The sequence below is a fragment of the Janthinobacterium breve genome (assembly GCF_051380895.1).
GTDB lineage: Bacteria > Pseudomonadota > Gammaproteobacteria > Burkholderiales > Burkholderiaceae_D > Janthinobacterium.
In genome coordinates, this window is record NZ_JBNYXY010000005.1 from 359,369 (window position 1) to 379,362 (window position 19,994).

Here is a 19,994-nt window from a genome sequence, read left to right on the forward strand (position 1 = left end):
AGCAATGGCACGCGTCAGCAGGCAGCGGGGCAGAACAAAAATCACGGCCCTGCATGATCGGAGCGACATCACCGGAGTGAGACGACCATGTCCGAAACGTCTATGCTGGAACAGCATGGGAGGCAGCCGCATTACGTTCTTCCGGGGCCGGGCGCCATTGCTCCCGTGCATACCACCATTCCCCGCGGTAGCGTCGGGGGCGGGCTGAACATCATCGGCAGCGCCCCGATATTCCAGCGCCTGCTGCACATGGTCGAAGCCGTGGCGCCGACCCGCAGCACAGTGCTCATCAGCGGCCCCACCGGTTCCGGCAAGGAAATCATCGCCCAGCTCGTGCACCGGCAAAGCGGCGATCCCGGTGCGCCATTTGTTGATCTCAACTGCGGCGCCCTGCCGGAACACTTGATCGACGCGGAACTCTTCGGCCATACAAAAGGGGCATTTACGGGAGCCCTCAACAGCCGCGCCGGTTTTTTCGCCCAGGCGGGGCAAGGCACGCTATTTCTTGATGAAATAGGCGAACTGCCATTGGCGGTACAGAGCAAGCTGCTGCGCGTGCTCGAATCGCGCTGTTTCCGGCCGCTGGGAGGCGGTGACCTCCAGCCGTTCAATGGCCGCATCGTGGCCGCCACTCACTGCGACCTGGCCGCGATGGTACAAGCGGGCCGTTTCCGCGAAGACCTGTATTACCGACTGGCGGTATTGAAACTCGACGTGCCGGGCCTGGACCAGCGCCGCAGCGACGTCGCCGCTCTCGCCGCGCACTTTGCCGGCCAGCAGAGGCGGCCCATCCGCTTCACCGCCACCGCCATGGAACGCCTGTGCCGCCATGCCTGGCCCGGCCATATCCGCGAATTGCGCAACCTGATTGAACGGCTGTCGATACTGGCTGAATCAGCGCTGATCGATGCCCACAGCCTGGAAGCCTTTCTGTCGGCGGACATACCGGAGGACGCCGATCACACGCGGCTGGCAGAAGCCCTCATGCGACTGGACGGAGATGACAAGCTGGCTGCCGCGGAACAATTGCTGATCGACTATGCGATGCGCATTGCCGATGGCAACAAGACGATCGCTGCCCGCCATCTGGGCATCAACCGCAAGGTCATCGAACGACGCCGGCATGGCGACGAGGAGCGCAGCAATTTCGCTCGCGTCTGCCTGCTGGAGGGGCGCGCACTGATCGAGGCGGCCCGCTTCAAGGAAGCCATCGAAGTGTTGCGCCGCGGCCTCACGCTGCTGGCCGCCGATGCGCACCCCTGCACTGCACGCCGCCTGAGCTGCGACCTGCACCGCTGGCTGGCCATCTCGCACCGCGGCATCAGCGGATGGCAAAGCGCCGAAGCGCTCACCTGCTATCAGCAGGCATTGCAGGAGGCGGCGGCGCTGGGCGACGAGGTGGAAATCACCGCCCTGCGGTTCGGCATCTGGAGCACGCAGTTGATGGCGCTGGATCTGGTGGCGGCCCGGGCAACGGCGCAGGATATGCTGCAGCGGGCGCAAGCGATAGGGGACACGGACTTGCTGTCCCAGGCTCACCTGGCCTTGGCCAACACGCTTTTCTGGCTAGGCGACTACCGGGAGACGCTGGCCTGCCTGGAGCGCGGACACCTGCTCTGCGGCACGACATCGGCCGACACCGGGGGACAGGGCCTGGACATCGCCGAGCTGTCCACCACCTTCGAAGGCTTGTCGTGCTTCCAGAGCGGCGCCTTCCGGCGCGCGCGCCTGGTGATGGAGCACCTGGTATTGCGCGGCGGTGCCGACAACCCGCACCCATTCCATCGCGCCATTGCACTGCAGGGCGCCGCATGGCTGGCCTGCATGTTCGAAGACTGGCCCCGGCTGGCAAACCTGGCGGCGGACCTGAAAACCGTCGCCAGTGAATATGGCTACCAGTTCTACCTGGGGGTGGGCCAGATATTCCATGCGTGCGCGCTGGTACCTGGCAACACCCATGCGGAGACCGAGCAGCGCATCGCCGACGGTTACCAGCACTACATGCTGTGCGAAGGCGGCATGCTCTTCCATTCATTCCAGGCCTGGAAGCGGGGCGAACTGCTGCTATCGGCAGGCCTGCCATCGCAAGCCCGGCAGTTGCTGCACGGCGCCATCGAACTGGCGCTGGAACACGGCGAACGGGCCTATCTGGTCGAACTGCTCGACATGCACGCCCAGACATGGATCGCTGTGGGCGACCTGGACAACGCGGAACGCGAGCTGGGCAGTGCACTGTCGACAGCCAAGGCGCTGGGTGCGGCGGCCGGCAGCCTGCTGGTGGCGACCCGCCTGGCGCAACTGCTGCTGCAGCGCGGACGCCGCCCCGAAGCACTGGCGCACCTCACGCGCGCCTTGCGCGGCGTGGAACGTGACACGGTTTTCCCCCGGTTTGCCCAGGCGCTACAGTTGCAAGCCACCTTGGCGCAGGCCATTTCCATGCCTTGCCAACCTGAGGATCCGCAATATGAGCTATCTGCTGAACCACGATGACCTTGAATCACTACTGCTGGGAGCATGCTTCTTCGGCAGCGGTGGCGGCGGCACGCTCACTTCCGCGCGCAGCCTGCTGGCCCAATTCCACGCCGGCGATTATTATCCGGATGCCCAGGTGCGCGTGGTCAGCGTCGACGAAGCCACCGATGGCGATACGGTCATGGTGGCTTACCTGGGTTCGGCCGTGGCGATCAATGGCGCCCATTTTCCGCAGGGCCCCGTCGATGCAGTGATCGCGGTCAGGGAGCGCCTGGCGCTGGAAAATCGTACACTGGCCTACCTGGCGCCGCCGGAAAGCGGAGCGCTGGGGTTTCTCGTCGCCTGCCTGGTCGCCGCCCACTTGGGGCTGGCAGTGATCGACGCCGACGGCGCCGGCCGCGCCGTACCCTCGCTCCCCCAGTTGACGTATGCGGCCGCGCAGATCAGTCCGCGGCCGGCCTTCCTCGTCAGCCAGTCTGGACTGCGCGTCGAACTCGACGTCCATCCGAGCCAGGGCGTGAACGGCGCCCATTCCCATCAGCAGGACGTGGCAACGATCATCGACCAGATGATGCGCCCCATCGTCTCACAGGTCGATTTCAAGCAGTTCGGCGGGCTGGCCATGTGGATCATGGCTCCAGCAGAGCTGACCCGGGCGCTGCCTGTGCGAGGCACCTTGGGACGTGCCCTCCGCTTGGGGCGCGAACTGCAAGCAGGCCGCTTGCGCAGCGTAGACGAACTGTCCACCTTTCTTGCGCGACAATTCGACATGCGCGCGTGGCCCCTTTTTCCGCAGGGGACATTCGTCGCTGCCGAAGTCGAATCGCGCAATGGCTTCGACTTGGGAAAGATCACCATTCGCGCAGGTGACCGGCTATGCACGGTCCTGTACCAGAACGAATCGCTGCTGGCCTGGGACAGCAGCCGCAGCAGCCCCATCTGCATGGCGCCCGACACCATCAGCTACTTTGTCGAGAGCGATGAGCAGGCCGTGTATTCGAATGGCGACTTGCTGCTGCCTGATGGCACGCTCAACCCGGTCCTCCTACAGCGCAAGGTGACGCTGCTGGGCCTGGAAGCCAATCCGGTACTGCGTGAACGGGACGGCCTGATACTGGACAGCTTCATGCAACTGCTCAACACCATCGGCTACCTGGGGCCCTATGTGCCGCTCACTGGCAATGCCAGCACAGCAGCAGGGAGCGCCACATGAAACCGCTGCGCATCTGCATCGTGGCGCCTGTGTCTACCGCAGCCTACAACCAGCGCCTGCTCGACGCCGTCCAGCCCGTGATGCCGCCCGATGTCGAAGTGTCCGTGCGCAATATTTCGACCGGGCACGACTGCATCGAATACCGCGTCGACTGGCTGCAAAACGGCTATCCGGTGGTACAACTGGCCAGGGAAATCGAACGCGAAGGCTATGACGGCATCTGGCTCAGCGACTTCGACATGTGCGGCGTGGAGGCAGCGCGCGAAGTGATCGACATCCCCATCCTCGGCGGCTTCCCACCTGCCGCATTTACCGCGCTGGCGCTCAGCCAGCGCCTGTCGATCATGACGATATTACCCAGCACGCTAGCCATGCAGCGGGGCCACATGCAGGCCTACGGCTTGCAGGACAGCTTCGCCTCCATCCGTTCCATCGACTGTTCCGTCGGCGACCTCGACAAGCTGGACAAGGTGGTCGAAAAAACCTTCAAGGCCGCCATGCTGGCCGTACAGGAAGACGGTGCCCAGTCCATCCTGCTCGGCTGCACAGGCTTTGTTGGCGTCGCCGCGCGCGTCACCGCCCTGCTGGAAGACGCGCTGCACACCTATGTGCCGGTCATCGATCCGAACCAGGCAGGCTTCAGCTTCCTGGTTTCCCTCGTGCGCATGCACCTGCGGCCCAGCCGCGCCTGCTACAGCAAGAATAGCTGACTCACCGCACGCGCCCGGGCCACGCCATGCCGTGACCCGGGCGCCCCCTCCCCGCCCTTCCCCGCCTGCCGTTTTCGTCCATCCGGGTCAAAGATAGTGGACGATATCCGCCATTATTGTTGCGTCACGACAATGAAAATCAACCTTTCCCCTTGCAAACCAAGCACTTGGCGTTCTGGCACATCCCTTGCTATAGATCATGCTATCGGTGCCTGAGCAGAAGGCACCGCAGCAGGCGAGCGGAGCACCTCAAGCGGTGTGCCGCACGCCATCAAGGACCCAGCAAGGAGCCCCGCCGTGCCGACGACTATGGAAGAATCTACCACCCACGACAGCCTGGCCAATCATGGCCTGCTGCCCGGCCTGGCTGCCTTGCAAGAAGGCAACGCCGGCTGTGCCGATATCTGCATCGCCGTGCTCGACGGTCCCGTCGATACCAGCCACCCTTGTTTTGTCGGCGCCAACCTGCAACTGCTTGATACCCTCGCCACAGGCTCCAGCGGCAGTGGCCGGGCATCGCTGCACGGCACCCATGTCGCCAGCATCATCTTTGGCCAGCCAGGCAGCCCCGTCACTGGCCTGGCCCCCCGTTGTCGAGGTTTGATCCTGCCCATCTTTGCAGACCGCGCCGACGGCGCACTGACGCAATGCAGACAGCTCGACCTGGCCCGCGCCATCACCCAGGCCGTCGAGCATGGCGCGCACATCATCAACGTCAGCGGCGGCGAACTGTCCGACAGCGGCGCCGCCGATGGCCTGCTGCAAAAAGCCATACAGCTGTGCCATGAACGCAACGTCCTGCTGGTCGCGGCGGCGGGCAATGACGGCTGCGATTGCCTGCATATCCCCGCTTCCATCAAGTACACCCTGGTGGTCGGCGCCCTGGACCGGCAAGGCGCTGCCATGCCCAACAGCAACTGGGGCGAGGCCTATCGCGCGCGCGGCATCATGGCACCCGGCACCGACATCCTCGGCGCCGCCCCTGCAGGCCGCGTGCTTGTCAACAGCGGCACCAGCTTTGCTACCCCGATCATCTCGGCCATCGCAGCCTTGCTGCTATGCCGACAACACCAACATGGGGATCGTCCTGACCCTCGTGGAGTTTGCAGCGCACTGCTGCAGAGCGCAACACGTTGCAACACCAATGGCGAGCTGGACTGTCGCCGCCTCCTGACTGGGACATTGAATGTGCCGGGCGCCACTCAACTTATATTATTAAAAGGGAAAATTGAAATGTCAGACGATACTGTGATTGAAGCGAGCCCAGCCAATGCCAACACTTCCGCGCAGGCGCATCCGCTCAGCATTCCCATGCTGGAAACCCCGTCCCAAGCCACGTTCACGGCCCCTTCTGGCGCAACGCGCCAAGGCATCAGCGCCTCCGGCATCGATGCCTCCGATTGCGGCTGCGGCGGCGGTGCTGCCAAGGGCCCGACGCTGGTATATGCGCTGGGCAACCTGGGCATCGACTTCGGCAGCGAAGCGCGCCACGATTCCTTTGTCCAGGCCATGCCACCGGGCAGGAACAACCCGGACGATCCGCAGCAATTGATCGAATTCCTGCGCGCAAAACCTTATTTCCGCCAATCACTGACCTGGACCGTCAACCTGGACGCCACGCCGATTTACGCGATCGTGCCCGTCGGTCCGTATGCAGACCTGACCTATGAACTGCTGTTCGAGGCCTATGTCGGCACGATCGATGGCAAGGTGGTCATGAATTCGTTTCCAGGCGTAATTTCGGGCGCCGCCAGGCTGATGTCCGGCCAGGTCGTGCCCGTGATCCAACCGGCCATACGGGGCATGTTCAGCTGGAATGTCCCGGAGCTGATCAGCAGCCTGATGGCCGTGCAAGACAACCAGGAACTCAACAGCGACAACACGGGAGCGCGCCTGGAAAACTTCCTGAACCGTATCTATTACGACTTCCGCAACCTGGGTGTCACGGGCATGGATCGCGCGCTCAACTTTTCAGCCACGAATGCCATGCAGGCGGCGGAAATGCTGATCAAGACCACCGGCATGCAGCTCGATACCATCGTCGTACAACCGAGCCCTGTGTGCCGCCCGGGCTCCGAGTGCTACGACATCATCATGACCTTCTTCAACCCGGAGAATCTCCAGATAGCCAACACGGTCGCGCGCTTCGCCGTCGATGTCAGCGATGTGATACCGGTCAGCGTCGGCCCCGTGCGCTACTGGTCGCAGCGCTAACTGACGCGCCATTTGACTTGTCGGGGCACGTGGGCGCAGCGATGCGTGCACGCGCTTCAGCAAACGGTCGTTGGCGGGAAACGATCAGCACCGTACCTCGGTACACACATCCATTGCCGTTGCCCGCAGCGGCGCCATCACAAGGAGTTTTGAAATGAACAATCTGCCATTGCAAGCCAAAGCCGTTCAACGCAGCCCCAGCATCTCCAGCATCAGCCAGGGTGTCGCCCCTTCCGGCATTGCCTGCACCCTGTGCCAACTGGGTTGCAGCGCCTTGAGCGGCACCGCACAGCAAGTCTGCCTGGCCGCTTGCGCCGCCACCGTTTGCTGATCAAGCCAGCAAGATCGAGCCATCCCGGCTAAACCTGGCATGCCTGCGGGCGATGAGTCTCTCGTCGCCCGTTCAGCCTGCCGCATCATCCACGATTGAGGAATGACAGCGATGCGACTCCCACTACAAAGCCCGCCTGTTTCGCGCAACGCGCGTGGCCCTATCAACGTACAAGTCAACGGCTCGCACGCCAGCGGCATGCAGCCGTCCGCCTGCGGACCGACAAACACCGGCCAGGGCCAGTGCTTCGATACGCACGGACCGATAGGCGGACCGACGGCTCACAATTGCAGCGCCTGCTGCGCCCGGCGCGGTGCGATTCACTGGCAAGGCGTGAATGGCACCTTTGCCATCTGCCACTGAAAACCGATTCCACTCGCCAAAGCCCCGCCTCCCGGTCACTCCCGGATGCGGGGAATACCTTAATCGCCACCCCTTGGTGCAATAGCGACAGCGACCCAGCGCCTGCCCCTTGCACTCCTCCGCTAGAACAAATCCAGCTGCCCCGCATTGCCCCCTTTCTCCCTTGCCCCCAACGGTGGCACCACCAGCGGCCGGCGGAACTGCGTGCAATCGAGCTGCTTGAAGCGGCCGCCCTTGCCGTGCAGCCCCAGCCGGTGCACGGCTTTCTCGAAACGCTGGCGAATGAGGTCGGCCCACACGCCTTCGCCCCGCATGCGCGTGCCGAACGCGCTATCGTAATCCTTGCCGCCACGCATTTCGCGCACCCGGTTCATCACGCGCTGGGCCCGTTCCGGAAAGTGCGCTTCCAGCCATTGCTGGAACAATGGGCTCACTTCCCACGGCAGACGCAACACCACGTAATGGGCATGGATGGCGCCCGCGTCGCGCACGGCTTCGAGCAGCTGCTCAATTTCCGGTTCCGTGACAAATGGAATGATGGGCGCGATGCTGACGCCTACGGGAATGCCCGCCTCCGTCAGCGTGCGGATGGTGCGCAGCCGCCGCGCCGGGGCGGCCGCGCGCGGCTCCAAGGTGCGCGCGATGGCGGGATCGAGCGTGGTGACAGTGACGGCCACGGCCGCCAGGTGCTTGGCCGCCATGGGCGCCAGAATGTCGATATCGCGCTCGATCAGCGACGATTTCGTGATCAGCGCCACGGGGTGTTCACACTCTTGCAACACTTCCAGCACGCGTCGCGTCAGCTGCCGTTCGCGTTCGCACGGCTGATACGCATCGGTATTGACGCCCAGGGCGATCGGCTCGGGCACATATGACGGCCTGGCCAATTCGCGCCGCAACAGTTCGGGGGCGTTCACCTTGGCGTAGATGCGGCTTTCGAAGTCCAGGCCCGGCGACAGGCCCAGATAGCTGTGCGTGGGACGGGCAAAGCAATAGATGCAGCCTGGCTAAATGACAACTGCATTTGTTCATATTCAATCATAAGTAATTGAATTAAAATGAAAATTCATCACTTCTCCGCCTCATCATGTTCATGAACACAAAAAATAGAGTGTTGTGGGATACTAGGTGTAGTGACGACCTGCATTTAAAACGGGGTAGCCCTGCATTCCAGCCGATTCTCGGCCAAGATTAACTGCAACTGACAGCCCCCTCAAACCAGCATTAGCTGCAAATGAACCTGCATTCATCCGCGCCTACCTGTATTACATTGACGCGAACCAGAATTACCTGCAACTGAAGACGAAGGCATACGGATTATGCTGTGACAAGGCGCTGTCGTATCCAGTCAGCCGCCTGCAGCTCCGTCATATTGCCGGCGGCGGCAGCCAGCATAAAGTTGATGGCATCGACCTCAATGAACACAAGCATCTCGCCGTTGATCGCCAGAAACAGGCGGCCGATCACCCAGGCGGCACGCTTGTTACCGTCGCTGAACCCGTGGCTGGTGGCGATGCCGCAGATGTAGGCCGCCGCAATGTCGGCTACATCCGGCGACGGATTGCCATAGACGTCAAGGTTCCGGGCCCGATTGAGCGCCGACTCCACGGTATTGAGGTCGCGTAGGCCGGCCAAGCCACCGTGCACTGCGAGCTATTTGTCGTGGACCGCAAAAACGGTATCTCGCTGCACGCATTGCCAGTTTATTTAGCGAGCACCCGCAGGATCTCGCGGTCGTCGTGCATGATCGACTCGGCCAAGGCCATCTGGCGCTCAAACTCAGGGTTGTACGGCGTGATGCGCATCGCGCCGTCCGGGGCCTCGGTCAGATACAGGGTATCGCCTTTATGCACGTTCAGGATGCGCCTGACCTCCTTGTTTAAGATCAGCCCCTCAGATCCACCTACGGTAGTTACTTTGACTGCGAGCATGACGCCATCCTTTTTATATAATTTTCATTATATATCCAGTCTAAGGTGTGTCAAACAGATTGACCAGTGCACTACGCGCGGAAATGGACCGATATGGCTCCAGGGCTGGACTGGAATCGACGCTGCGCAACTACCTGAAATCTATAACCACAACATTCCCCCAGCGCGCCATGGATAATGCAACACCGATTCGGGTGATGAAAAATGGCAAAAGAAGAAGCCGGATTTATTCGTTAAAAGCATATATAACCAGGCGGGTCTTGACAATTGGCCAAAGGCCGTAGTAGTTTTGACATTTTATTGACCCTCCAGATCCTTATAGCAAGGTGCGACCAATACCTTTCAGAACACTGCGCTATTGCTTTACTTTGACTCTTAAAATTTCCGTTGAAACACCCGTGCACAACCAACCAATCCCAATATCCGTCCTAGAAAACCGAATAGCTCAGTCGGCGTTGCTGAAGAAAAATTTGTGAATAGATATGGAAAACCATTTATAAAAATATAAAGGGCGGCAAGAAAAACTAGCATAGACAAAATTTTATTTTTTTTACTTGGAAAATCCTCTTTAAACATAGCCCCAGAAAACCAAAAAATTCCTAAAGCACCAATTGACAAACCTAAGTAGTCGTGCATATTTCTCCTAAAATACAATTAAAATAAAATATTGTAAAAAAGTAACTTTTAGCGATATTCTTCCTACACTGATCAAAATCATATTTCATTTTTTCTGTTATATCTGCGCTAGTAGAGCTCCTCCTGATGAACTCCATCCCCAATCCCCGCCGGTAATACAGAGATATAAACAGAGTCATCTATACGCGTCGCGGTGGCGAACCGGGAGACGTGTGCAAGACCGGTTTGAGGGTAACTAGTAACGATGCGCTTATATGGTCGCACCCGCCCATCGACCTTTGGCGCAGAAAATACTACGGTCAGCTGCGGGATCACGGACTTATCTCCATAGATCTCAACAAACGCTGCAATGGAGCGATCCAGAAACATATCTTGCTGGTCGAGCCGAAGCGATCCTAGATAGGTCTCAACTCCTGATGCGTGCTCAAGCAAATAGGCACCAAACCAAACCATTGGATGGACACCAGTCTCAACCTTGAGTTTCATAACCGTGTACGTATACCAGCCTTGTGTCCAGTTGACATGACGGCGCACACTGATGAACGCCCCTTCATATGATGCCGATTCATAATGTGTGTCCGGTGCTCCATCTGCAGCGCTCAATGGGATCGGACTGGCATCAGTTGACCATCGGGAAAAAATACCCCCTCGTCCAATCTCCACCCGCCGCTGTTCGAATTTCGTAGGCCAGCCGCCAATATTCGTTTGCACACCACCATAAAATGAGGTCGCTCCTATCTTAAATAGCCCTAGTGGGGCTATATAAAGATCCACAGTATTCGGAACCTCACCGACTATCCTAAAATCCACGCTAATTTCTTGAAAATCGGAAATATCTGATATGCCCTCCCACCATATATCAAGAAAATGCCATGGATATTGAGGCGGGAAAAATTTTGTCTGTCCACATGCTTGTGTAGACCAGATAAATATTAATAAAGTAAATAATATTTTCATACATTCCTCTTAAGATTCCTCACTACAAACCGACGCAGGTCGATAAAAGTCAGGTTGCCTTTTTGGTGTAGTAATGGTCAATGGGTGCGAAACTATGTCCATCAAAGAAATCACGCGATTTGCCGACGCAATCGTCTCTGGGCGATGAGCAATAATAATTCGCGTCAAGTTAAGGTTCTGTATCGCCCTGCTGACAAGACGCTCGTTTTCCACGTCTAGGTGGCTGGTCGCCTCATCAAGGAATAAGATTTTCGGCCGTGTATACAAAGCCCGAGCAAGTAGTATGCGCTGTTTTTGCCCACCCGATAAAGCAGCTCCCATATCCCCGACCAAAGAGTTGTATCCCATCGGCATAGCTAGAATTTCATCATGCACCGCGGCCATTTCCGCGCACTTGTGTATCCATTCTTGATTCGCATCCGCCGCGAAGAAGCTGATGTTTTCAGCAACGGACCCGGCAAACAGTTGGTCTTCTTGCATCACAGCGCCAACAATTTTTCTGAAATTAGCTTTGCCCAACAGGCGCATCGGTATTCCACCAACAAGGATATCTCCGCTGTATTTCGTATGAATGCCAAGTAGGATCTTGACCAATGTTGTTTTCCCGCAGCCGGACGGCCCAACAATCGCCACCGACTCGCCCGCGTGAATAATGAGATTGATTCGATCTAACACAGGAGTTTCGCCGGCTCCATAGCGAAAGACCAAATTTCTGATTTCAATTCGAGGATCCACTAAGTCCATATCATAAGTGGCCAATTGTTCATCCATAGTCATCTCCGGTGCGGCTAAGGCGATATCCGCCAGCCTGGCTCCTTGGATTTGCAACATTTGCAACTCGAAAAATTTATCCACAAGGGCACTGATACGGCTAGAAAATTGCCCTTTATATGATAAAAAGGCGAATAGCATGCCAACTGAAAATTTCCCATCAATCACCAACAAAGCCCCTAGGCTAAGCACTAATATCGCCTCGATGCCAAATACCAGTGAGTTTCCCGTGTGGAAGAACAACATGAGACGCTGGGTCCTTAGTCCGGCATTTTTCTGATCCACCACGACATTAAGCCAACGCGCGGCTCGATCCCCCTCTCGACCGAACAGGCGAATGCTTTGGATGCCGCGGATGGTCTCCATGAACATACTGTGCTGTTTTGCTCCAAACATAATTTCACTCTCCGTGGCCATTCTGAATACCGCATAAAAGCTGATTCGCAACACGATATATAGCATGATTGCGGCTATGCTGATGGTAGTTAAAAACGGGCTATAGACCAGCATCATGACCAAGGTGCCAACGCCCATGATACCGTCCAGTATGGCACCGATGAAACTGGTAGTGAGCGTTCCTTGGATGGCATGAATAGAGTCGAATCGAGAGATTACGTCCCCCATATGGCGTTTTTCAAAATAACTGATAGGTAACCTAAGCAGGTGCGCAAACAAATTCGCCAGCCACTGCAAATTAAGGGAATTGCTCATCATCAGCACTGCCCATCCCCGAGCCGCCTCCGTCAACACATGTATGAACATGAGTAATCCGAATCCCACCGACAACGTGAGCAGCAAATGCCGATCAGCTGTCACGACAGCTTGATCAACCACCCATTCATTGAAGAATGGTGCAATCAGCGAGAAAACCTCGAGTGCCACCGCTAGTGAGGTAATCTGTACCAAGGAACGCCTCAGGCCAACGACATTACCCATCATTTCGCGCAGTCGCACATGTTGCCGAACGGTTTGCTTCTTAAACCCAGGAGCGACTGTTAATTCCAGCGCAACGCCGGAGAATTTCTTTGACACCTGTTCTAACGACAATTTCTTTATGCCTATGGCCGGATCATAGATGACAATACCTTTCTTCCGGACATCCTTTAGAACTACAAAATGATTCATTTCCCAATGCAAAATACAAGGCGTCTTTAATTGCTTCAGCTCTTCCAATTCCACTCGCAGCGGCCGTGAAACCAACTTTATGGCCGAGGCAATATCAACAAGTTGCTCTAGATTTGTCCCCTTCAACGACATCGCGAAATTCTGCCGCAGGGATGCCAAGTCCGTGCGATAGCCGTAATAGCTCGCAATCATTGACAGGCAGGCCAACCCACATTCTGCGCTTTCGGTCTGCAAATGAAGGGGAAGATTTTTTGAAAAACCGAACTGCAGACGTTCGCGCAGATCGATCTTAATTGAATCTGATTGCTTAACCATTAATTTTCTTTATAAATTTATTAAATGGCAACATAATATTACACTCTAGGAATTTAAAACAACCCATTAAGACAGTATATTAAAAAATCAAAATAACGTACCTTCGGCAGGAGTGCGGATGACCTTCGTTTTATAATCAATTCCACTGAACTCAATGAAACTATCTAAACTCCGTATTGTTCCTAGACCGTAAGCACCGCTGAGTCCTGAGCCACAAAACAATGCGTAAAGCCTGGCACTAGATCGCTCAAGTAGGTACCCGCTATGAAATGACCGCTGCGTATCAATATCACCATGCCAATGATGGGTAGTCAAAGGTGTATTTTCCGGCTTATATAGATGGTACAACGGTACATTGGCAGGATGAAAAATGTCCCATCCTCGGGTATAGGCCCGTACCGATAGGCTTTGTTCCTCCCCATGGAAATAGATGTAGGGGTCATATGGCACGTCCTCGATAAATCGCCCAGAGCAAAAAATAAATCCTGCTGCTAGGTGACAGCCTGGCACATGCACTTCGGAAAATTGGTGCCTGCCGCTAAATCGCAAAACGACATTATTCTCGCTAAGGGTAGACTCCGTATGAGGGCGTAGCACCACTACCGTTTTTGCTTCATATCGCATATACCGAGGAGTACCCCGAACCATTTCAAATGCATAAGGGTAGGTGCTGATGATGGGCCGGCCGGACTGATCCAGCAGCCTAGCGTACTGCTCACGCAATTCATTATCCCATCCCGGTTCGAAACAAGTATGCGAATCAATTTGCAATAGATAGTCCTCACCATCGTACAGCGAAAAAACGAGATTACGCGCCCAGCTAACGCCTAACGTATCTTGCGGATGCAGGTGCGTGTAGCGAACATGCCGGGAGAAGGGAAGTTCACCAATGATCCCGCGCTGATCAGATATGTTTTGGTCCACTACGCCAAAACGCAAGAGCTCCGGCGCGCTGGCTCGCGCGACCGCATCGTTTAGAGTGAAGAGCAGCATAGGATCTTGATATGAAGCGAGACTAATAAATATTTTGTTGTTCTGCATTTATACCTGCTTTATGTCAATTAACCAGAAATGCCAGGTGCGGCGAAGGCACGGTACCCTAAATAACGATATTTTTTCAACTCAGAATGTTAAGCGGTTCGAGCACCCATTCGTATAATTTTCTGTTTTCCAATAAAACATCGGCTTCAAGCTGCATCCCTTCTTGCAATTCAAATTTTCGTCCATATGCTGCTACTTGTTGCATATCTAGTTTTATCGCTACCCTGTAAAAATTTTCTGGATTGGCACCTGACATTTGCAATTCGCCGGGGGACAACGCGGCCCGAGCAATGCTCAGGATATGGCCGCTATGCTGGCCAAACTTTTGATACGGAAAGGATTGGTAGCGCAACAATACCTCCCCCCCTTCTCGCATAAATCCGATCGCCCGGGTCGGCACATAAAGATAGGCGACAAACCGCGCATTATGCGGAATCTCGCTTAATAGTGGTACGGAAGTGGTGACTGTCTGCCCCACTTCCGCCAGCACGGCGGTAGCTCGGCCATCCTGCATGGCGGTGACGGTCACCTCGCGACGCGCTTCGTTTTCATAGTTCTCCTCTTCAAGCGAAGCAATATTGCGATGAATTACCGATAACTCGTTTTGGGCTTGCAACGGTAAATTCTTCAACTCGCTCTCAGCGGCCATAATCTCCCTGCGCACGGTCCCCATCTGTCGCTTAAGGGTCTGCAGTCGCGATTGCTGATCCAAGTTATCTTGTTCTTTTTCCTCAAGCTGCGCCGCTGCGACGTATTTTTCGCGGGCAAGGTTACGGAAGCGAGTAAGTGCCACATCATTCAACGCTAAATGCCGGCTTTGAATGCCCACCTCGATCTGCAAACTGTTAAATTCGGACTCAAAGTTGGCGATTTTTTTACGTAAAGCAAATTCCTGCTCCTCTAGCACCTTCTTTTGCGTGGTCAATTCCGCCCGATAACTGCTGCGCTTGTTCTCTATCTGCGCTCCTATCGCCGACTGGGTCTCGCCTTTCATACTGTTTCGTTCAACGGAGATCACATATAGCGGCTGCCCTGCAGAAATGGATTGCCCTTCCCGCACGAGCTTTTTTTTGACAACGCCTGTCACCGGAGAATAGATCTTTACCAGTCCCTCCGAGAGAGCGATCTGACCGGCGACATGTTCCTTGCGGGTATAGTCACCGAGGAAAAGAAAGGTGATCAAAGCTGCGGCGATACCGAGCGCGCCGCAGGCGAAAAAAGTGGTCGACAATGGATATGCAAGAAAGATGTCGCCCAACCATTGATTTTTTTGGGCGTCAAGCGCCTCGTGTCGAAACAGCGTCATAAATTGATGTAATAAACCGTCATGTTATTTATAATTCCGGAACCGGCGCGACGCGAGAGGCTTCCAGCATTCCCATCGGTTCGCTCACTGCGCACCCGAGCAAGTTTCCGCAGCACAATCCAGAAATATATCTTCGCTACTCCACCCGGCGATAGCCTAAGCGCCCGGCCTATCGCCGCAGTAGCACTTCTGCCCAGGCCCAGTCAGCTGATCGACTTTGCCGTCCAGCTGCCACTCAATGATGCCAAAGTAGTGAGCCTGTCGCTGGCACTGCTATGTCGCGTTTATAAAAAACGACGACACACCATACCCCGCAGGGATGGTCTACTCCTAGTCAGCATGCATAGCGGTCCGGTCCCAAAACCTGCGTTAGTCCAGTGTCAATGATGGCCAGGGTTGGAATGGCAGAACGCGGGAACTCGGTGGAGATCAATTCAGAGAAAACAGTTTCGCGTCGGCATTCTTACATATACGCACCCCAGCCTTCTGCGAATGATCGCTCACCCCGCAGATCAACGGCGTCCGCCCTATGATTTTTAGCATGCATCCGTTTACCATCACCCTGCGCCCACTTCCAGCGTTCCGAACCACCATAATGGTCGGCATAACCGGTCACGTTCTTTAAGCGCTCCAGTTCGGCGGCTGAGTCGAAATCACCGGACTCAGTGATGTATACGCACGAATCGAGCAAGTGTTGGCTGAATCGCTCGAAGTTGCCACCGACCGCGCGAAACGACGGGTTATCGGATATGACCTGCCTGTTTATCCAAACGATTCTTAGCGCCGGCGCGGGATATAACGGGATCAGCACGCTGTGCGCTCCGAGTACGCGCAGTTCCACGCGGGCGTATACTATTTTTGACAACATACCGACTAAAAATAATTCCTGAATGCAATCCTTCGTCGCCGATGCCAATCAAGTCTAGTATTTCGTTGAGGTTATACATTGTATTCTAATTTATATTACTTCTTACCAAGCGGAAATTCATCCGATGACGATCTGTGCCTTTATATCCTTAATCAAATTATCTAGGACTTTCCGGATGGCTTTGAAGTCCTCCCGTGTGCATATCGACCTATTACGATGAAAACTGAGAGTGCGTGTTACAAAAACAACGTTGTCACGCCTATCGAAGGTTGACACATAGTCGAAGCTCTCATCATGCACCTCTAACGGCTTTGGGATACCTATAATACGAATGGTTGGCGAAAATACGAACTCGGATTTCTCATCATATGAGGCGTTCAAACAGAAATAGGACTGGGTACGGTTTTGTTCCGCAGCCGCAGAAAAAACCCAGCCAGCAACGCCAGAAATTAGGCTACTGAAGGTGGGAATACCTGTCGGGCCTGGTAAGTTAGCGAAATTTGATATATTTCCCACGAGACTAAAATGGTAAACCCCATCATTATTTTCGAACTTCCCGGGTACAAACTCGCCACTTCCATTTAATCCATATGCCAGCAACACGCGCTCTGCCATCATGCTTTTTTCTGCGGCATTCATATTGCGCTGGTTATAACGTGCCGCAGCGCCCCCCCAACCCGTTATGGATTCGGCGTCCGTAAATTTTGCCGAGCCGTTCTTGTCGATATTAAAAGTAGATGTACGTAAGCTTTTGTGTGGCTGTGCCGGTGGTGTATGCCCGATATGTCCAATTTTGGTTAGCACAGTCGGCTTGTCCCATTCGTTGAGAGGCAAATACTCCATTGAAAGGGATGGATCTGTAGTGTCAATATACAAATCCAGGCTTGGAATATAGGTAATCGCATGGTTCAACACTCCCAGCGTGGCGGCAGTCGGAAGCGTGTAAGCATTTCCCGCATTGATCAGTGCTGTCGTACTGTCGATCCCTACTGCCATCAGCATGCTTTCAAGAAGTAATGCATGATCTTTGCAATCACCATAGCGGTTGCCTAATACCGTATCTGCAGCATGCGGCACAATGCCCCCAGGCCCGACATAGACGGCAACATAGCGGATATTCTGTCGTATCCAGCCAGCCAGTGCGTATGCTTGGGCACGACTCTCAGCAATACCGGAAATGATATTATTAGCAAGCTCGACGATTCGCTTGCCTGGTTTTCTCCGTGTGGCGGCGCGCGCCTCGTAAGCGCGCCCCAAGGCGTCATAGCTGATAAAGGTGGATACCGCGAGTCGCTTGCCATGGTCAAGGTACGCGACACTATCCTGCTCAAGGCGCTCATTCTCCCCCGGCTGAAACCTCCATCGATATACCAAACGGCCCGGCCGGCTGGCGCTTTCGATCACGTCAAAGCCAACGGCGTCGCTATACAATTTCATATTCGCTGGCATGTCATAGCTGACGCTAAATTCCTTCACGGCATACGTTCCGGCGTAAGTCAAATCGTCGAACTGCCCCGGAAACATGGGCTGCATCCTCCTTTGGCTGTAGCTTAATACCAACTTATCGCCCACGGCGACTTCAGGAAAGATGACCACCTTGACTCTGGTATCCTGAAACATTGGAGCATCGCTCGATTGCTTTTCCTGTTGATCCTTAATCTCACCGGCACTCACTAACACTCGGCGACCATTTGGCTTTTGCGTATAAGCAGTAGTTATTTTAACGGTATCCAACGTACGATTATAGCTGATAGGATACTGCGCCAATGCGCGAAGAGCGCGAGCATCCTTCAATAACAAGACGATCGAATGCTCCAACACATAGGTACCATTCGCATTAACCACATAGGATTGCGTCTCTTTCTCGACCAGCGCTGAAGAGTCGGTGCCATCATCTTTTGCTTGAGCATGCAATGCGGTACAAAAAAAAATAATTGATAATAAATGTCTAAATAAAATATTCATGATGCTCAGATGTGACATTTAACTTATGCCAGTAGCGCGATTCGCTTGTTTTGATCAGCAAAGCGTTCGTTTGGAGTTTTTTAGGCTATTAAACAATGAAGTCTTGCCGAGGTTTTTCGACAAGACTTCGATCTTGCCTGTGAAAGCAGCGACGTTCAGGGCACCTTAATTACACCGAACACAGGAATAAGTGACCCGACTGCTACCACTAGCATATGTCGTTTATAATTTTGTCGCCGCCACCACCTTCGCCACCACCGCCGTCGCCACCACCGTCACCCGCACCGTCACCAAAGCCTCCACCCGAATCTCCTCCGCCTTCGTTACTGGCGTAATACGGACCTGCTGGCTCCTGTGGCGGTGGTGGTGGTGGTGGTGGCGGAGGAGGTGTCGTTGGTGCCGGGGTCGGCGCAGGTTTAGCGCAGAAAACGCCAGCTGCAGCACCTGCCGTCGCCTGGCTAGTGCCATTGCCACCAGCAAAGCCTACTGCCGCTCCAGCCACGGCACCGCATGCTGCGCCTACTGACGAACCTCCGCTTGCAGCATAACCTGCTGCGCCGCCTGCGATTGTGCCGGCAGCTCCGCCGCCAACGCCGGGGCCACCACCACTCACGTGAGAAAGTTCATTCTTCTCAATAATTCTCATTGCGACTCACCTTTCGATTTGTAATGTCGTAACGTACCTGATTGATAACACGTAATCTAAGTCAGACTTAAAATATAGACATTACCAGTCAGAAACGTCGGCTAGCCAAGTCATGGCGCCCTGCAATGACCAGCCTATTCTTGGTGCCAGGCTTCTCAATGTAGTTAAACAATAATTTTCCTAATGGCAATAAACTTTAACAGTCTAATAAATTTATTGCAATGTGGTTTAATTGCATATTCATTCTATTAATTGAATAGACAGGTTAGGGAAGTGCTGATCAATTCGCTTTCTTAGCGAGTTGGGCGCGCCAAATGGTCAATTGGCGAATCGCTCGAGACCGTTTCCGTTCCATTCGACGCGATGTTTCGCGTCTTTTTTTCATCAGGACGAACTACGGGATTCGGTGATCGTAAAGCGCCTGGCGGCCAGCAGCAGATTGGCAAAGGCGAACAACGTAAAGATCTGTGCAGTGTTTTTGGCCTGGCCGCGATAACGCGTTTTTCGATGACGAGGTCGACGGCGGCGCGGCGATCAGCGTGGCGTCGACGATGGCGCCTTCGCACATCATCAGACCCTTCGCGGCCAAGTGCCCGTTGATCGTGTCGAAAATCTGGCGCGTCAGCCCGTTAGCTTCCAGCAGGTGGCGGAACTTGAGCAAGGTTGTTGCGTCCGGCGCCGACTCGCGGCCCAGATCGATGCCGACAAAGGCACGAATAGATTGGCTGTCGTAGATCGCGTCTTGGATGCCTTCGTCAGCCAAGCCGAAGCATTGCTGGGCCACATACATGCGCAGCATGCACGCCAGTCTGATCGGTGGCCGGCCGGCGCCTTCGACCTTCGGATAGTACGGCTCGATCAGTTTGCGCAGTTTGCCCCACGGCGTCGCGCTGTCGATCTCGGCCAGGAAGCGGTCGCGCCACGTCAGCTTCTTCTTGGCGGCGTATGCAACAGTCCGCTCGCTTGCCTCTGTGCCACGCGCTCGCGCCACACTTCCTCTCGTTCTGAATTCGCCACCGCCATCCTCCCGAATAATCGGAAGGGCCAGTGTGGCTGGGCCGATCACTAATTCATAGATGGGGCGGGTGGCAGCTTACTTTCAAGCATGCGGATACAGGCATAAACCCTGC

General features: G+C 55.3%; 14 protein-coding genes and 2 pseudogenes. 5 read left to right on the forward strand and 11 right to left on the reverse strand.

Annotation, left to right across the window (positions count from 1 at the left end; translation table 11 throughout):
* The first annotated feature begins 87 nt into the window (after nt 1-87).
* The 5 genes from ACQ4W0_RS12010 (at nt 88) to ACQ4W0_RS12030 (ending at nt 6,940) form a co-directional block, all read left to right on the forward strand.
* Nucleotides 88-2,490: a sigma 54-interacting transcriptional regulator gene (locus ACQ4W0_RS12010; protein WP_436576912.1), complete on the forward strand. Its 2,403-nt coding sequence runs from the start codon at nt 88-90 to the stop codon at nt 2,488-2,490.
* Nucleotides 2,465-3,685 carry an S-methyl thiohydantoin desulfurase domain-containing protein gene (locus tag ACQ4W0_RS12015; RefSeq protein WP_436576913.1) on the forward strand — a complete coding sequence of 407 codons (1,221 nt, stop codon included), beginning with the start codon at nt 2,465-2,467 and terminating at the stop codon, nt 3,683-3,685. The genes ACQ4W0_RS12010 and ACQ4W0_RS12015 overlap by 26 nt, the downstream gene beginning before the upstream one ends.
* A complete protein-coding gene (locus ACQ4W0_RS12020) occupies nt 3,682-4,395 on the forward strand; it encodes an aspartate/glutamate racemase family protein (RefSeq protein ID WP_436576914.1) in 714 nt (237 codons plus the stop codon). The genes ACQ4W0_RS12015 and ACQ4W0_RS12020 overlap by 4 nt, the downstream gene beginning before the upstream one ends.
* 297 nt (nt 4,396-4,692) lie before the next feature.
* Nucleotides 4,693-6,609 (forward strand): PatA/PatG family cyanobactin maturation protease, encoded by a 1,917-nt coding sequence (locus tag ACQ4W0_RS12025; protein ID WP_436576915.1) that lies wholly within the window; start codon nt 4,693-4,695, stop codon nt 6,607-6,609.
* Between the two features lie 154 nt (nt 6,610-6,763).
* The gene (locus ACQ4W0_RS12030; protein ID WP_436576916.1) at nt 6,764-6,940 is read left to right on the forward strand and encodes a hypothetical protein; all 177 of its coding nucleotides are present in this window, start codon (nt 6,764-6,766) and stop codon (nt 6,938-6,940) included.
* A 485-nt stretch (nt 6,941-7,425) separates the two neighbouring features.
* On the opposite strand, the pseudogene ACQ4W0_RS12035 reads toward ACQ4W0_RS12030, so the two are convergent.
* The 11 genes and pseudogenes from ACQ4W0_RS12035 to ACQ4W0_RS12085 all read right to left on the reverse strand — a co-directional run.
* Nucleotides 7,426-8,307: pseudogene (locus ACQ4W0_RS12035) on the reverse strand (PA0069 family radical SAM protein); the annotation flags it as partial.
* A 313-nt stretch (nt 8,308-8,620) separates the two neighbouring features.
* The gene (locus ACQ4W0_RS12040; RefSeq protein ID WP_436576917.1) at nt 8,621-8,938 is read right to left on the reverse strand and encodes a type II toxin-antitoxin system death-on-curing family toxin; all 318 of its coding nucleotides are present in this window, start codon (nt 8,936-8,938) and stop codon (nt 8,621-8,623) included.
* Between the two features lie 68 nt (nt 8,939-9,006).
* Nucleotides 9,007-9,234, reverse strand: coding sequence for an AbrB/MazE/SpoVT family DNA-binding domain-containing protein (locus ACQ4W0_RS12045; RefSeq protein WP_010399793.1), 228 nt, complete (start codon nt 9,232-9,234; stop codon nt 9,007-9,009).
* A 375-nt stretch (nt 9,235-9,609) separates the two neighbouring features.
* Complete coding sequence (locus ACQ4W0_RS12050) at nt 9,610-9,870, reverse strand: hypothetical protein (RefSeq protein WP_142303438.1); 261 nt, start codon at nt 9,868-9,870, stop codon at nt 9,610-9,612.
* Between the two features lie 108 nt (nt 9,871-9,978).
* The gene (locus tag ACQ4W0_RS12055; RefSeq protein WP_142303439.1) at nt 9,979-10,827 is read right to left on the reverse strand and encodes a hypothetical protein; all 849 of its coding nucleotides are present in this window, start codon (nt 10,825-10,827) and stop codon (nt 9,979-9,981) included.
* 9 nt (nt 10,828-10,836) lie between these two features.
* A complete protein-coding gene (locus ACQ4W0_RS12060; protein WP_436576918.1) occupies nt 10,837-13,038 on the reverse strand; it encodes a peptidase domain-containing ABC transporter in 2,202 nt (733 codons plus the stop codon).
* 87 nt (nt 13,039-13,125) lie between these two features.
* The gene (locus ACQ4W0_RS12065) at nt 13,126-14,079 is read right to left on the reverse strand and encodes a GlcNAc-transferase family protein (RefSeq protein ID WP_436576919.1); all 954 of its coding nucleotides are present in this window, start codon (nt 14,077-14,079) and stop codon (nt 13,126-13,128) included.
* 76 nt (nt 14,080-14,155) lie between these two features.
* Nucleotides 14,156-15,385, reverse strand: coding sequence for an HlyD family secretion protein (locus ACQ4W0_RS12070; protein ID WP_010399798.1), 1,230 nt, complete (start codon nt 15,383-15,385; stop codon nt 14,156-14,158).
* Nucleotides 15,386-15,848: 463 nt separating this feature from the next.
* Nucleotides 15,849-16,301, reverse strand: a complete 453-nt coding sequence (locus ACQ4W0_RS12075) for a hypothetical protein (protein ID WP_010399799.1) — start codon at nt 16,299-16,301, stop codon at nt 15,849-15,851.
* Between the two features lie 69 nt (nt 16,302-16,370).
* The gene (locus ACQ4W0_RS12080; RefSeq protein ID WP_436576920.1) at nt 16,371-18,218 is read right to left on the reverse strand and encodes a DUF3857 domain-containing transglutaminase family protein; all 1,848 of its coding nucleotides are present in this window, start codon (nt 18,216-18,218) and stop codon (nt 16,371-16,373) included.
* Between the two features lie 1,154 nt (nt 18,219-19,372).
* A pseudogene (locus tag ACQ4W0_RS12085) lies at nt 19,373-19,855 on the reverse strand (transposase); the annotation flags it as partial.
* Nucleotides 19,856-19,994: the final 139 nt, after the last annotated feature.